The following is a 14,746-nucleotide window of genomic DNA, read 5'->3' on the forward strand; positions in this document are numbered from 1 at the left end:
ATATATAAAATTCTACTGAATATTACCAATTTATCTACTATTTCTTTATCGATATTTACCGTTTTGTTCCGATTTTATTAATCGAACTCAGGTTATTAGGTTTATTTATTGAATAATCATACAAAAATCTTAAAAATGAATTAAAAGATATTCGTACGTACCCACGAACCTCTATCGAACCAATCCCGCCACATCCCCTTTCCTTTGCCATACAATTTGAAAAAATTAATCAAAAACATTATGGCAACAATAGAATTTATTACAAAGGAAGACCTTAAACAATTCAAGTCAGAATTATTACAGGATTTAAAAGAAGCATTGAGAAAACCTAAACTTCTAGAATCCAACAAGGAGTGGCTAAAGAGTTACGAGGTTAGAGAAATACTTAAAATCTCCCCAAGTACATTGCAAACTTTGCGTATCAACGGCACAATCCCCTACTCAAAAATTGGCGGTTTGATGTACTATAAAAATGACGATATCAAAGGCCTGCTGGAAGGCAACCGAAGTTAGATCACAATCTTTTTTAATTACCATTCATCAATCACAAGCCGAAGTTCAAAATCACTTTAGGAATGGCTACGTGCATAACCGCGTGGTCATAGCAAGATGTATTTTTGCATGCGCAAAAACATCTTGCCGTCCTTGAGGCCGGGACTTTGCTCGGAACTCGCAAAGTCTGGAACTTCATAAAAGAGCTGCCAATCATGCCAAGGAAAAAACTAAAAGACCAAGACGCTATATTAAGCCACAACCTCATTATCAGGGTATCAGAAGAGCTTTTCAAAAAGCTAGATAAATTGTATAGTGAAAGCGACTGCCAAAGCATTGCCGAGGTGGCGAGAAAAATCCTTTCCAACGAAAAGATAAACTGTTTTTATAGAGATGTTTCCATACATGCGCCAATGGAGGAAATGGCACTAATCCGCAAAGAGTTAAAAGCCATTGGTATCAACATCAACCAGATCACTCGCAGCTTTAACCAGGACAAGGTAGAAACACATAGGGCATTCTACGTGATTAAAGTAGCAGACCTTTATAAAAAAGTTGATGAAAAAGTAGAAAGGCTGCTCATCATTATATCTCAATTGGCAGAAAAATGGTTGCAAAAATCGTGAGTGGCAAGAGCATCAGAGGCATGTTGCACTACAATGAAAACAAGGTAGATCAAGGGCAAGCACGACTGATTTTAGCCAATGGATTTGCGGGCGAAATCAGTAAAATGGATTTCGGTAATAAGCTTAGGCGCTTTGAAAACCTGACCATGTTTAACGGAAAGGTTAAGACCAATGCCATACACATCAGCCTGAATTTTGATCAGAGTGATAAATTAAATGATGAACTGCTACAACAGATTACGATGGACTATATGGAGAAAATCGGGTTTGGCGATCAGCCCTATCTGGTTTACAGGCATACCGATGCTTCCCATCCGCATTTACATATCACCACCACAAATATCAAATCCGACAGCCTACGCATTGACATCCATAACATTGGTAAAACGCTATCAGAAGCAGCACGTAAGGAAATCGAAATAGACTTTAGCCTTACCAAAGCAGAGGGAAGAAAATTAAGCGATGGTTTGGGGATAAAACCAGCCGATTTGGAAAAAGCGGTTTATGGTAAGTCAGCTACCAAAAGAGCCATAACAAACATAGTGAACAGTGTGGTTAGTAGTTATTGCTTTACTTCTCTTGCAGAATTTAACGCGATATTAAAACAGTTCAATGTAATTGCTGATCGGGGTTTGGAAGATACTCATATGTTCCAGAAAAATGGACTAATCTATTCTATAATTGATGCGAGCAGCAAACAAGTTGGGGTATCTATTAAGGCTAGCTCAATCTATAATACACCTACCCTATCTGCACTAAAGCCCAAGTTTGCAAAGAATATTGAAAAAAGAAAACCATACAGGGATGGATTAAAGAAATGTATTGATCAACTGTTAAACAAATATGAAATACTCACCAGAACAACATTTGTTAGCGAACTGCGAAAACAAAAAATAGTGGTAACATTCCGCCAGAGTGAGCAGGGTTTTGTTTATGGTTCAACTTTTATTGACCATAACAATAAGACCGTATTCAATGGTAGAGATTTAGGCAAGGCATATAGCGCAAAAGCATTAATCGAACGTTTCGGTAATACGGATAAACTAAAAACCTATCTCAAACAAACAAATGGGGAAAGCAACAAGACCTATCTCGAACCACTGGCACCGACTAATTACCTGAAAGACCTGTTAGGGCGAGCAGAAACCGATTATGCACCAACTACAGATCAAAAAAAGAAGAAAAGAAAACAGGGACAAGGATTTTCAAGGTAGTCAGCCAATTTCTACACCTATATTTCACATTAAACACCAATTAAAATGAACACTGGAGAGGATATACAAGGGCTAAGAAAGATCATAGATTTTACACGCTTAATCAGCATTTTCATATTGAGCATCCATTTCTACCTCTGCTGTTATGCAGCATTTAAGCAATGGAATTTTACAGCAGAGATCAGCGACCGTATCATCACCAATATTGCAAAAACAGGATTGTTCAATAGCATGACCAATTCCAAACTTGCCGCATTGCTTTTTTTAGTTATATCGCTTATTGGAGTTAAGGGGAAGAAAGATGAAAAGATACAGGTAAATGCCATTATAGCCTATCTGCTTACAGGATTGTTATTATATTTCATTAGCGTATTATGCTTCTACCTAAATGTTGTCCAAAATATTACAGCTACACTCTATATAGGTATTACCTCTATTGGTTATATGCTTATACTCACGGGCGGTGGCCTATTGTCAAGACTGATTAGAGACAAGCTGAAAACAGATATTTTTAATACCGACAATGAGACCTTTCCACAGGAAGAACGGCTTTTGGAAAATGAATATTCGATCAATCTACCGGCAAAATATCGGTTAAAAAACAAGGTTAGGAACAGTTGGATCAATTTTATTAACCCTTTTCGTGGTATGCTCATTGCTGGAACACCAGGAGCAGGTAAATCCTATTTTGTAATTAGGCACATCATTGACCAGCACATCAGGAAAGGTTTTACCATGTTCATCTACGATTTTAAGTATGATGACCTTTCAAAAATAGCCTACAACAAACTGCTAAAATACAAGGATAGCTACAAGATCAAACCATCTTTTTATATCATCAATTTCGATGATCTAAGCCGTAGCCACCGTTGCAATCCGCTTGACCCTGCTGGAATGGATGATATAACCGATGCGACAGAAGCGAGCCGTACCATTATGCTTGGTCTGAACAGAGATTGGATTAAAAAACAGGGCGATTTCTTTGTAGAAAGTCCAATCAACTTTTTAACAGCCATTATCTGGTATTTAAAACGGTACGAAGATGGTAGATATTGCACCCTTCCTCACGTTATAGAACTCATGCAGGCAGATTATGACCCTCTGTTTGCTGTACTGCAGGAAGAGGAAGAGATTAAGGTACTCATCAATCCCTTTGTATCCGCATTCCAGAACAAAGCCAAGGAACAGTTAGAGGGACAGATTGCATCTGCAAAGATTGGATTAGCAAGATTATCATCGCCACAACTTTACTACGTGCTATCTGGAAATGACTTTACGCTGGATGTGAATAATCCAAAGGAACCCAAGATTGTATGTGTAGGTAACAATCCGCAGAAACTACAGGTATATGGCGCAGTCCTTTCTCTTTATATCTCAAGGATGATAAAACTGGTAAACCGTAAAGACCAACTCAAAAGTAGTTTGGTTTTTGATGAGTTTCCCACCATATTTTTCAATAATATGGATAGTCTGATTGCCACGGCAAGGAGCAACAGGGTGGCCACCACGCTGGCCGTTCAGGATTTCAGCCAACTTAAAAAAGATTATGGTGCAGAACAGGCAGACGTAATATCGGGCATAGTTGGCAACATTATCAGTGGGCAGGTTACTGGCGATACCGCCAAAAAATTGTCTGAAACATTCGGCAAGATCATGCAGGATAGGGACAGCATGAGCATTAATAGTGCGGATACTTCCATCACCAAATCAACCCAACTGGAATATGCCATACCTGCTTCCAATATTGCTTCGCTATCATCAGGTGAGTTTGTAGGCATTGTAGCCGATAATCCAGACGAAAAGATAAAACTAAAGGTTTTTCATAGCGAGATACAGAATGACCATGAAGCCATTAAAGCTGAAGAAGATGCTTATAGGGCTATTCCGGTAATTGCAAAAGTAACAGAACAGGACATAGAAGAAAACTATAAAAAGATCAAGCAGGATATTGAAGAACTATTTACAATAGAGCTCAAAAAAATAGACGACAGAAAGCCTAAAGAAGAGGAAAAGCCAGAAGAAAGCCCAAAAAAGGAGGAGAATTCTGGAAAAAGTATGCCACGGTCGATGTAAAAGCTAATCAGCATTTTTAGACCTATTTACTTCATAATTTCCGATAATTGATCCACAAAACTCATGAAGCGATTTATGTAGTGTATTTTAAGCAATGAAATTTTAAAGCTGTGTCTATCGAAAAGGGAAATAATATCATAATCTGCTAGAACTATTTTTTATTATAAATCAAATGAATCTGCATTCATTTAGCTTTCCTATAATCAACACTACTTCATCCTCACCTATCGGAACATATCCATATTCGTAACAAAATAAGTAGGTTTTGCCATTTCGTCTAACTCGGTGAGTGTGATAGTCAAAGTCGAATCCCCGTTGAATCAAGGTAAGCATTTTAACTGTGGCCTTGCCGCTTTCATTTACCACTTTTAAAATCCTGCGATTTTTTCTAAGCGTATAGTTAACTAATCTTAAAAACTTATCCTCAGACAGTTTTGCTGCATTATTGTAGTGTGTTCGACAAAGGTCGTTACAAAATTTTTTATCTGTCCTTCCGAACAGTGCGGTACCACAGTCTAAACATAAACGTTCCATGAGTTCAATAATCAATTAATTTATACTAACGGTTGATTAATTTTCTTTTTCCTGCCTACTACTCTTGATGATATAAGTAGATAACTGGGATTATATACATCTCTGTAATGGTCTCCTACCATAAAACTTAAGCCATTTTCCATTGTGACCTGACCTCTTTTAATCTGTTTGATATGGCGCACAGCTATGATAAATGCTCTGTGAAGCCGTACAAATTGTTCAATTGAGGGAATCTGTTCAGGTACATCTGAAATTGAAAGGTAGGTCATAATGCGCCTGCCTTTTAAATGTAACATCACGTAATTCCGTTTAGCTTCAAATGCTATGATTTCGTCAAGAAAAACTTTGTGCAAAGCATTGTAATCCGATGTGACCTTGATAAAAATAAATTTTCTACAGTAGCACATGTTCAGCTGCTATACTCCACATCAAAATTACTCCTTAACCAATTCCAATAAGTTTCAAAAAACTTGAAATGGGCTTTTAATATGAATATTTTGAATTTTCGTTCTGCAAAAAAAGAGGTGATTTGGTATTCGGAAAACGATTGAAAAAGATAGAATCTAATTGGGTCAGTTTCATCATTTATAAAAAATGAAGTATTGTTCTCTGAGGGTGTCATTATCTTTTTCCCAACCTTAAATCTGTATGTTAATTCGAAATATTCTTTTCTGTCCTTCCATAAAAAACAGATTTTTGGAATTTCATACGAAAAAGAGCAAGGGTTCATATCCATCTTTCTTGGCTTGTTACGAATATTCCGCATGCCATAAGTAAAATAGTGATGAGTAAGAGGTTGTAGCACTAAGTAAGGAATAGCATCTTGCCATAAGGTAAACAACAGCCTACATCTTTCTAAGTTTCTTTCTTCTATTACCGCTATTTGTTCTTCGGCACAGTCGTACTTCGGCTTTAACACAGCAGCAATGAGACCCATTTTAACACATATATTATATAAATCAATTTGTATAGGCGAAAAATCTGATAGTCCCAAAATGTCATCGGTAGTAACAAAAGCCGTAAATGTTTTAATGGCTTTCTTGGTGAGTGTCAAAGTCCCACAATAGGGAATCAAAAATGGATAATGGTTAGAATGAAAAGACCCTAACAACGTATCTGCAAGGCAAAAACCTATCCCATTGCTATTTTGGATATCAACAAAATTTTTATCCATGAATAATAGTTTTGGCCGACGAAAAACTGTTTCAATTTTTATTAGCTCTAATTTTTCATTGGGTTTGAAAAAATAGATATATTTTGGCTTTAGGGAAATATCCATTCCCTGCCTATCATTTAATACTGTAACGTATTTACTGGTGCCATTCTTTTCGTTAAAGAAATCTGGCCAATAATATTTGTCAAAATTGCAATAGTCATAAATGGACATAAATCTATATAGGGCATAATAGGAATATCGACTTAGATTGGTTTCGTCTGTATCGACACTACAGCAAACCAATAATTTCTCCTTCATTACTTTTAAGTAAACCCTTTCCTCTGCTTCCTCACCAAGTATTATTCCCAGTGTTAACAATTCATCCTTAAAATAGATTTTTCGAATTTTAATTGATAAGTGTGGACGGGTAGGTATCCTGAATTCTGAATGGCTGTTCAAGGTTTCAAGCGTTAGCCTCAGCGTACCTCTTTCAAATGGCAGGTTAAAGAATCTAGAAGCGGGAATTTTATTTATGAGATTATCCATTTTCAACCTCACTTTCTTTGATTAGACTGTTTTCAAACTCCGAAATTTTCAGTTCGCACATTTCTCTGGTCAATTGCACGAATGCAGAAATTTTTTCAAAGAGACATTTAGCATCTATCTCGTCGACCGAAAAACTTTGCCCGTATCTTGCTTGTGAATAGCTCCTGACAAGTATTTCAAGTAATTTTTCCTCGAATAATCGACCAGTTAAAAACCATGAATAAGGAATATTAGAAAAAGAACCACATAATCGCAGCAATCTATTCAGATTGTGTACTTCTGATCGGTAAGCTAAGAATACACGAATTAATCCAATGCAACACTGCTCCACCACTTGATGCAACATAAACGTACATACGTTATACTGTTGGTTTTGCAAACATTCCCTAGCACCTGTTAAAAATCCATCAGCTAGATTTATGCGGTGTTCATAGTGCTTTTTAGCCTTTATTGCTATTTGAGTGGGATTAAATCTGACACTTAGACTGAGCAAACTTATTCCATCATGGCTATAAAGTAGTTGCCCAGAGGCATATACGTTGATAAAGAATCGATTATTCTTTTCAATGGCATCCTTAATCGACGCCTGACCATGCGAGAGAATCGTAATTGTTCCATTATTGTACATTGAATTACAATAGTCTTGAACTTCATGATCTATCCGAACGTTCGTTTCGGTTACCATTAAAAGGCAATAATGACCTTGACAGGTTAATTTTTGATCAATAAATAACCCTGTAGCTCCCTGAAAGGACAACCTATTTGAAAAGCTGATTATCTGTATAGGCTTGAATTTATCAGCAAGGAGTTTGATAAAAGACCTGAGATCACTGGCGTGTTCATCGACGGTTTTGAAAAGTTGTAATTCCATATTTCTCATTTTAGTTGATTTAACTAGAATGAGCCTTGACGATTAGATTGATAAATTTGGGATCTACCAACCGTGGTACCGTAAAGTTTCTGAGGCCTTAAGTGACACGGAATTACAGCAGACCCCAAATCTATCTCGACATGCAAATATACACATCTATTGATAGATTGTGGGAAATTCTGCTGTCTCACGTCACGGCCTCAGATTTCGGTACCGCAAGACTCTTAATTTCTTATAAAACGAATGTACAAAAAATATTCAATTCCAAGCTATGGCTGGGTAAATTTATTTTACAAATCCTTTATTTAGCTTATAAATGTTGAAACTATCCCCAATTGAACAATTTGTGATTGATAAAGTAAGAGAAAAGCGCATCGCTTTGGGAATTACTCAAGTCGTGCTTTCGGTTTCTATGGATCTAAGTCCAAAATTTGTCGGAAATGTAGAGAGTGTGAAAGCCGATGATAAATATAATATCAACCATCTTAATAAATTAGCAATCATATTTGATTGTTCCATTAAGGATTTCTTTCCTGATAAACCTATTTCATAAAGGCTAACCAATCTTTTAACAAAAATCTATGCTTATATATTATTTAGAATCCCATAGTCTGAATATCAAAATCGAACTGTGGTACACATATGACGCGGCTTTGAATTAGATTTTCTTAACTCTTTGGTTGGAAAAAAGTTAAGAAAAACAAACTAAATACTTAGTAGTTATGGTATAATTTTTGCTAGAAAATTGTTGTAAATCAAACTGGTATGATAAGAGCAACTAGTGAGGATAAATATCTTGTAGTTAATATTTTAACTGAATCTTTTGGCGACAACCAAAGTGTTAGTTTTATAATTAAACATGATGAGAAAAGACGCCAACGCGTAAAGGTCTTAATGGATTACTCTTACGAGCTCTGCCATTCCTTTGGAGAAGTGTACTTATCCAATGATAAAAAAGCCTGTGCTTTAGTTTTGTATCCAGATAAAAAACGAACAACTCTCAAATCAACCTTATTGGATATCAAACTTATATTTTCTTGTATAGGAATTGAAAATATAGGAAAAGCATTATCTAGGGAACGCAAAATTAAACACCGACAACACCAAGGCCCCATGTACTATCTGTGGTTTATAGGTGTAAATCCCCGATATCAAAATACCGGGATCGGCAAGAAACTGCTCGACGAAATAATAAAAGATAGCAATGCTATGAAACGCCCAATTTATCTTGAAACATCAACGGTAACTAATCTGCCATGGTACAAGAAGTTTGGCTTCGAAATATACAACGAGCTTGATCTAGGATATAAATTATTTTCTCTGAAACGAGAGCTCACAATATAATAATGTTAATACTCAGCAACAGAAGATATGTTAGTTTTTGGAACAGAAATGCATATTGTGACCTTCACTTTCGTGATGTTGGAAATTGCTATGTTCTTTTATCAGTTCACCTATTACTTATTTAGACCACAAGACAAAGGCAGGTTATGGTATCTTATTCTGCTATCCCTCTTACTTTTTTACAATATTACAGGCGGACTTTTCCCTGATCCCGAATTCAACATATCTATTATTACGCAAAATATCATTGCTTATGGCAGTGGGTTTTTAATGGCCTCCTATTTCCCTTTCTATTTTTACAGGGGGTTTGGCCTCAAGAGATTGAGATTCCACGCTTTGTACGGGGTGCCATTATTTTTAGTCCTTCCATACTTGGTTTTCTTTGTAGTTATTTATTCAATTCATAGAAATTTAGATATTGCAATTAATTATGGATTAGGTGTACCATTTCTATATACAATTATTGTTTTTTTGGCTATTACGAATGCAATTCGAAAAAAATATTCAGAAAACAGAAGCCCTATAAATACCATGGAAATGATTGCTGTGTATTGTGCTGTAGTTCCTTGGCTCTCTATGCCCATCCTTGCCTACTTTAAAGCGAACCAATTAACAGAAGTGCTTTTTACTAATGTAGGCTTCCTTATAATCACGTGCATTTTTATCTCTAAATCTGTTGCTAAGGCAAGAAAGGAAAGCGAGCTGTTGCTAGATATGGATTTGGCGTCATGTGACCCAAAAATAATTGAGGCCAATTGCAAACATTTTGGTCTCACCGCTAAAGAAACTGAAATAGTTCAACTTATTTGCCAGCGGATGAAATATCGAGATATTGCCGAAAAATTGTTTATCTCACCCCGTACAGTTGATAAGCATGCAGAGCATATTTTTAGTAAACTTTCCATCAATACAGTACAGACCTGATACGCAGAATGAGCCATTTTAGCGCTTAACATTTAAAATACGTGGCAACTACGTATTAAAATACGTGCCCATACTTATTTTTTTTCCAAACTATACTACTCACCTTTGTTGCTGATTGTTATAAAAACCACTAATAAAAGAACTATGGATAAAAACTACTCATTCCCGTAACATGTGAATTAATGGTGGCCAGTAAACAGGCAGGGCGGGTTCATTTAAAACCTATTTAATGAGACAGTTTAGCGAAAGGCTCTATCGTGAGCTTAATGATGAATTAGATTTAGTTCTAGCAGATGAGGTAGATGGTGCGAAAAGATTAACAGCAACGTTATTGATTATCCGTAATAAAATTAAAAAGTTGAAAGAGTTTGTTGAAAAACAATCTTTTAATAATGCTCAAGAAGAAATATACTTCTTTAAGTATATCAAACCCCGTTTCTACTCACTTTTAATATATCAGTTAGAACTATTTTCTTTAGAAAATCATAAACCTTGTTTAGATCAAAAAAAGCTTAAAGCTTATTACACTCAAGAAATGGAATTCGTCGAACGTTTTTTTAGACAGCACAGTTTTCACTATGAATATTATCGTTTAGGGGCAACTGATCTAGATAACCTTTATTTTATTCGTGGAGAAAATGTGGAGAGTATTTTGATACCTGAAATACCCGAACTCAATCCAAACTTCTCTACGAGCTGTGACCACCTCTTTTCAAAATTCATCGCCATGGAAATGTTAAGAGATACATTGTGCAATATGATCGGTGATCTTTCCAGCCAACCCGACACTATTGGTGAGCCAGTTATGGAGATGAAGTGGACAGGCGATAAGGTAAACCTCGCCGAAATTATTTATGGCATTTATTTTACAGGCCAGATCAATAATGGAAAAACTGAACTTTCGACAATGATCAAATGGCTGGGGAAGGTTTTCCAGATCGACCTTAAAAGGATCTATAGTGATTACAAGGACATAAGAAATCGGAAAGTTGCTTCCCCTACCCGATATCTCGACCAGATGCGTACTGCAATGCATCAGCGTATTGATGATGAGAACGCATTCAGACCCCATCATCCAACAGTGAGAAACTGATTGTTTTCCAAAAAACGTTCGTATCTACGAACGCCTATCGAATAAAAAATTGTGGTTGTTCAAATCTTTGCTTTAGAAATACCCGGTGCAATGTAGCATCGGGATAAAGCAAAGAAATTATGTTAGCACAATTTACATGGCAAGCTTTCCTGATTGCCACATTGGTACTCACGCTGGTCTGGTATGCAGCAGTGATCCTGATCTTTTATCGAGAGAAATTGAATTGGTTGTTAAGTGGAAAATTACCACAGAAACCAGAAGCATTATCGCACAGGTGGGATAATGGCGTTGAAACCTTGGAAGAAGAACAATACAGTGAAGAAGCACTGATGGGCAAACCAAAAATCCCTGAAGGCACGAGTAATGTGAGCATGGGCAACATTGGGTTTGTTGCTGACGCTGATGAAAAAACCCAACAGCTCGGGCTGGTTCCCGATGTATTGCAGGAACTGAAAGAAGTCTTTTCCATTCTGGAAAAAGAAGATGGCAATAAAAAGGATTTTTTTAACCTGATGGAAGTTGTTCGGGAGAAATACGGGCAGATTGGCTCCAATCCCAATATCGGGCGCATCAATGAATTTATTGCCGCACATGCCCCTTTTCATCTTTCTAGTGAAGAACTCGAAAACCTTTGGGACTGACATTCCTATCTGTTCTTCACTGCTATAAACTCTTTTAAATCCAAAAAACATGAAAAATCAATTCAACAACCCCAAGAAACAATATATTGCCAAATCATTACTGATCACTTTTACCCTCTGTATCTACAACATTTTATCCAGCATTTCCCTTTTTGCACAGGATGGCAATGCTGGAATACAAGAAGCAACAAACAAGGTTAAAAGCTATTTCGATACAGGAACCGACCTGATGTATGCCATCGGTGCAGTTGTTGGAATCATAGGCGCTATAAAGGTCTTCAACAAATGGAATGCTGGCGAACCGGACACCAATAAAGTAGCTGCCGCCTGGTTTGGAAGCTGTATTTTTTTGGTGGTGGTGGCAACTGTCCTTAAATCATTTTTCGGGATATAGCCATGGCCAGTATCTATCACATCAACAAGGGCGTATCCAAGCCCATTGAGTTCAAAGGGCTAAAGGCACAATATATCGCTTATTTAGGGGTAGGCCTAGTACTTCTGCTGATTTCCTTTACAGTACTTTATATTTCAAGGGTCAGCCTTTTTATCATCTTACCATTGATTGTTGGCCTGGGTACGGCATTGCTCTTTATCACGTTCCACCTAAGCCACCGCTTCGGCGAACACGGTCTAATGAAGTATATAGCAAAACGTGGGCTGCCAGATCATCTCAAATTCCGTTCAAGACGGTTATTTACCTCGTTAAAACATAAATCTAAATCCGATAGGCACCGGATCTCAAATCCCAATATTAAAATCTAAGGTTATGGTAGAAGCTAAAAATATACTGCCAATCTATAAGGTAGAAAATAATGCCATTGTATCTATGCAGGGCGATATGACCATTGCTTTTAATGTAGAACTGCCAGAAATCTTTACCCTTTCGGACAGGGATTATGAAGCCTACCACCAGAGCTGGGTAAAGGCCATCAAACTGCTGCCCCAACACAGCATATTCCATAAACAGGACTGGTTTACGCAGAACACATACCAAGCGGATTATGGCAGAACCGATAACAGTTTCCTTTCCCGAAGCAGTGAAGCTTTCTTTAACGAAAGGCCTTTTTTAGATCACCAGTGTTATATTTTTCTGACCAAGAAACCATCAGGCAGAAAACTATCCAGCTCGGCCTATAGCAACATATTGCGCAAATCTATCGTGCCTATCGAAACTATTGACCCTATACTGTTCAGGGATTTTCTGGACAGTGCAGGCCAGTTTGAAAGGATATTGAAAGATAGCGGTTTTGTGGCTATGCAAAGGCTGGGTGATGATGAGCTTGCGGGAACGGCAAACAAGGCAGGCATTATCGAAAGCTATTGTTTCCTTTTAAATTCTAGTGAACAGCCTATGGTTCGTGACATCCATATCAAAGATGAAATCCGTGTGGGCGACAAGCATTGTGAACTGTACACCCTTTGCGATGTAGAGAATATGCCTATACTTTGTGGCAGCCGTATCAACTACGATAAATACAGTACCGACAGAACCAAGTTTTCTATAGGTTTTGCATCGCCACTAGGGCAATTGCTCGACTGTAACCACATTCTGAACCAATATATTTTTATAGGCGATGCGCAAAAAACCATCAAACGGTTGGAAGCAAAAAAATTAAGGCTACAATCTTTATCCTCCTATAGTAGGGAAAACACCATTTCAAGGGATGCAACCAATGATTTTCTGAACGAGGCGATTGCCTCTGGTAGGCTTCCGGTTAAGGCGCATTTCAATGTGCTGGCATGGTCGGACGATACGGAAAAAGCGAAAGACCTGAAAAATCTGGTAGGTTCTGCAATGGCGCAGATGGATGCTGTGGCCAAACAGGAAACCCATGGACAGGCGCAGATCTGGTGGTCTGGACTTCCGGGCAACGCTGCCGATTTTCCAATGAACGACACCTTTGATACGTTTGTAGAACAGGCGACCTGCTTTTTCAATCTGGAAATAGGTTACCGTAACAGCGTAAGCCCTTTTGGGCTACGTTTGGGTGATAGGCTTTCGGGAAGACCTGTACATGTAGATATTTCGGACGAACCCCTCAAACAGGGTTTTACCACCAATCGAAACAAGTTTATCCTTGGCCCAAGTGGAAGCGGGAAATCATTTTTCACCAATCACATGATAAGAAGCTATTATGAGCAGGGTGCCCATGTGGTACTGGTAGATGTTGGTCACAGTTATAAAGGTCTGTGCGATCTGGTAGGCGGTTACTATTTTACCTACTCGGAAAATGATCCCATCAAGTTCAATCCCTTTTACCTGACCGATGGCGATATATTGGATACCGAAAAAAAAGAGAGCATCAAAACATTGCTATTGGCACTCTGGAAAAAGGACGATGAAAGTTTTAGGCGCAGTGAGTATGTAGCATTATCAAATGCCTTGACCTTATATTTTGCGCATCTTGATAGCCGTTCTGATATATTTCCTTGTTTCAATTCCTTTTACGAGTTCTTGATGTCGGAGTATATGCAGGTCTTGGAAGACGGAAAGGTCAAGGAAAAGGATTTTGATGTAGGCAATTTTCTATATGTTCTAAATCCATACTATCGTGGTGGAGAGTTCGATTACCTTTTGAACGCTTCCGAAAATATTGATCTGTTGCACCAGCCTTTTATCGTTATAGAACTGGATAACATCAAAGACCATCCGATCCTGTTCCCCGTTGTTACCCTGATCCTGATGGAGATGTTCATTTCCAAGATGCGCAAGCTAAAAGGAGTCCGAAAGGTTTTGCTCATTGAGGAATGTTGGAAGGCGATAGCCAAGGATGGTATGGCAGAGTACATAAAATATCTTTTTAAGACGGTAAGAAAGCATTTTGGCGAAGCCATCGTGGTTACCCAAGAGGTGGAGGATATTATCAGCTCGCCCATTGTTAAACAGGCCATCATCAACAATTCGGACTGCAAGATCCTGCTAGACCAATCCAAATACCAGAACAAATTTGATGCGATACAGGAACTTTTAGGACTGACCGAAAAGGAAAAGGCACAGATACTATCAATGAACAAAGCGAATGATCCCAAACGAAAATACAAGGAGGTATTTATTTCATTGGGAGGACAGTCCAGTAAAGTATACCGAACGGAGGTTTCCATGAGCGAATACCTTGCCTACACCACCGAAGAAAGCGAAAAGATGCAGGTGCAGGAATATGCCATCAAGTACGGAAGCATACAGAAGGGCATAGCCGTACTGGCCAGCGAATTAAAAAACAAACAATAATCA

The 14,746-nt window shown here is 37.8% G+C and carries 16 protein-coding genes; 12 read left to right on the top strand and 4 right to left on the bottom strand.

Translation table 11 applies throughout. The features are described from left to right. The first annotated feature begins 240 nt into the window (after positions 1–240). The 4 genes from ACVWYN_RS04610 to mobC (ACVWYN_RS04625) all read left to right on the top strand — a co-directional run bounded on the left by ACVWYN_RS04610 (position 241) and on the right by mobC (ACVWYN_RS04625) (position 4,405). Positions 241–513 (top strand): helix-turn-helix domain-containing protein, encoded by a 273-nt coding sequence (locus ACVWYN_RS04610; RefSeq protein ID WP_457287660.1) that lies wholly within the window; start codon positions 241–243, stop codon positions 511–513. Between the two features lie 194 nt (positions 514–707). Then, the gene (gene mobC, locus ACVWYN_RS04615; protein WP_457287661.1) at positions 708–1,118 is read left to right on the top strand and encodes a plasmid mobilization relaxosome protein MobC; all 411 of its coding nucleotides are present in this window, start codon (positions 708–710) and stop codon (positions 1,116–1,118) included. Then, positions 1,100–2,332 carry a relaxase/mobilization nuclease domain-containing protein gene (locus ACVWYN_RS04620; RefSeq protein WP_457287662.1) on the top strand — a complete coding sequence of 411 codons (1,233 nt, stop codon included), beginning with the start codon at positions 1,100–1,102 and terminating at the stop codon, positions 2,330–2,332. Before mobC (ACVWYN_RS04615) ends, ACVWYN_RS04620 begins: the two co-directional genes overlap by 19 nt. Before the next feature lie 45 nt (positions 2,333–2,377). After that, a complete protein-coding gene (mobC, locus tag ACVWYN_RS04625; protein WP_457287663.1) occupies positions 2,378–4,405 on the top strand; it encodes a conjugal transfer protein MobC in 2,028 nt (675 codons plus the stop codon). A 168-nt stretch (positions 4,406–4,573) separates the two neighbouring features. Here mobC (ACVWYN_RS04625) and ACVWYN_RS04630 read toward each other — a convergent pair whose 3' ends face one another. The 4 genes from ACVWYN_RS04630 to ACVWYN_RS04645 form a co-directional block, all read right to left on the bottom strand. After that, positions 4,574–4,939 (bottom strand): hypothetical protein, encoded by a 366-nt coding sequence (locus tag ACVWYN_RS04630; protein ID WP_457287664.1) that lies wholly within the window; start codon positions 4,937–4,939, stop codon positions 4,574–4,576. Between the two features lie 20 nt (positions 4,940–4,959). Further along, on the bottom strand, positions 4,960–5,346 hold the full coding sequence (locus ACVWYN_RS04635; RefSeq protein ID WP_457287665.1) for a LytR/AlgR family response regulator transcription factor: 387 nt from the start codon (positions 5,344–5,346) through the stop codon (positions 4,960–4,962). A 2-nt stretch (positions 5,347–5,348) separates the two neighbouring features. Next, positions 5,349–6,413 (bottom strand): hypothetical protein, encoded by a 1,065-nt coding sequence (locus tag ACVWYN_RS04640; RefSeq protein WP_457287666.1) that lies wholly within the window; start codon positions 6,411–6,413, stop codon positions 5,349–5,351. A gap of 220 nt (positions 6,414–6,633) precedes the next feature. Then, positions 6,634–7,512 carry a HEPN domain-containing protein gene (locus ACVWYN_RS04645; RefSeq protein ID WP_457287667.1) on the bottom strand — a complete coding sequence of 293 codons (879 nt, stop codon included), beginning with the start codon at positions 7,510–7,512 and terminating at the stop codon, positions 6,634–6,636. 316 nt (positions 7,513–7,828) lie between these two features. Here ACVWYN_RS04645 and ACVWYN_RS04650 point away from each other — a divergent pair, with 316 nt between their 5' ends. The 8 genes from ACVWYN_RS04650 to ACVWYN_RS04685 all read left to right on the top strand — a co-directional run bounded on the left by ACVWYN_RS04650 (position 7,829) and on the right by ACVWYN_RS04685 (position 14,743). Further along, positions 7,829–8,065, top strand: a complete 237-nt coding sequence (locus tag ACVWYN_RS04650) for a helix-turn-helix transcriptional regulator (protein ID WP_457287668.1) — start codon at positions 7,829–7,831, stop codon at positions 8,063–8,065. 212 nt (positions 8,066–8,277) lie between these two features. Then, positions 8,278–8,856 carry a GNAT family N-acetyltransferase gene (locus ACVWYN_RS04655; RefSeq protein ID WP_457287669.1) on the top strand — a complete coding sequence of 193 codons (579 nt, stop codon included), beginning with the start codon at positions 8,278–8,280 and terminating at the stop codon, positions 8,854–8,856. 27 nt (positions 8,857–8,883) lie between these two features. Then, positions 8,884–9,780, top strand: coding sequence for a response regulator transcription factor (locus ACVWYN_RS04660; protein ID WP_457287670.1), 897 nt, complete (start codon positions 8,884–8,886; stop codon positions 9,778–9,780). 229 nt (positions 9,781–10,009) lie between these two features. Then, on the top strand, positions 10,010–10,873 hold the full coding sequence (locus ACVWYN_RS04665) for an RteC domain-containing protein (RefSeq protein WP_457287671.1): 864 nt from the start codon (positions 10,010–10,012) through the stop codon (positions 10,871–10,873). Positions 10,874–10,992: 119 nt separating this feature from the next. Continuing rightward, a complete protein-coding gene (locus ACVWYN_RS04670; RefSeq protein ID WP_457287672.1) occupies positions 10,993–11,514 on the top strand; it encodes a hypothetical protein in 522 nt (173 codons plus the stop codon). A 49-nt stretch (positions 11,515–11,563) separates the two neighbouring features. After that, positions 11,564–11,908 carry a DUF4134 domain-containing protein gene (locus ACVWYN_RS04675; protein WP_457287673.1) on the top strand — a complete coding sequence of 115 codons (345 nt, stop codon included), beginning with the start codon at positions 11,564–11,566 and terminating at the stop codon, positions 11,906–11,908. A 2-nt stretch (positions 11,909–11,910) separates the two neighbouring features. Further along, a complete protein-coding gene (locus tag ACVWYN_RS04680) occupies positions 11,911–12,276 on the top strand; it encodes a DUF4133 domain-containing protein (RefSeq protein ID WP_457287674.1) in 366 nt (121 codons plus the stop codon). Between the two features lie 4 nt (positions 12,277–12,280). Beyond that, complete coding sequence (locus ACVWYN_RS04685; protein ID WP_457287675.1) at positions 12,281–14,743, top strand: TraG family conjugative transposon ATPase; 2,463 nt, start codon at positions 12,281–12,283, stop codon at positions 14,741–14,743. Positions 14,744–14,746: the final 3 nt, after the last annotated feature.

The organism is Pedobacter sp. UYP24 (assembly GCF_054057295.1).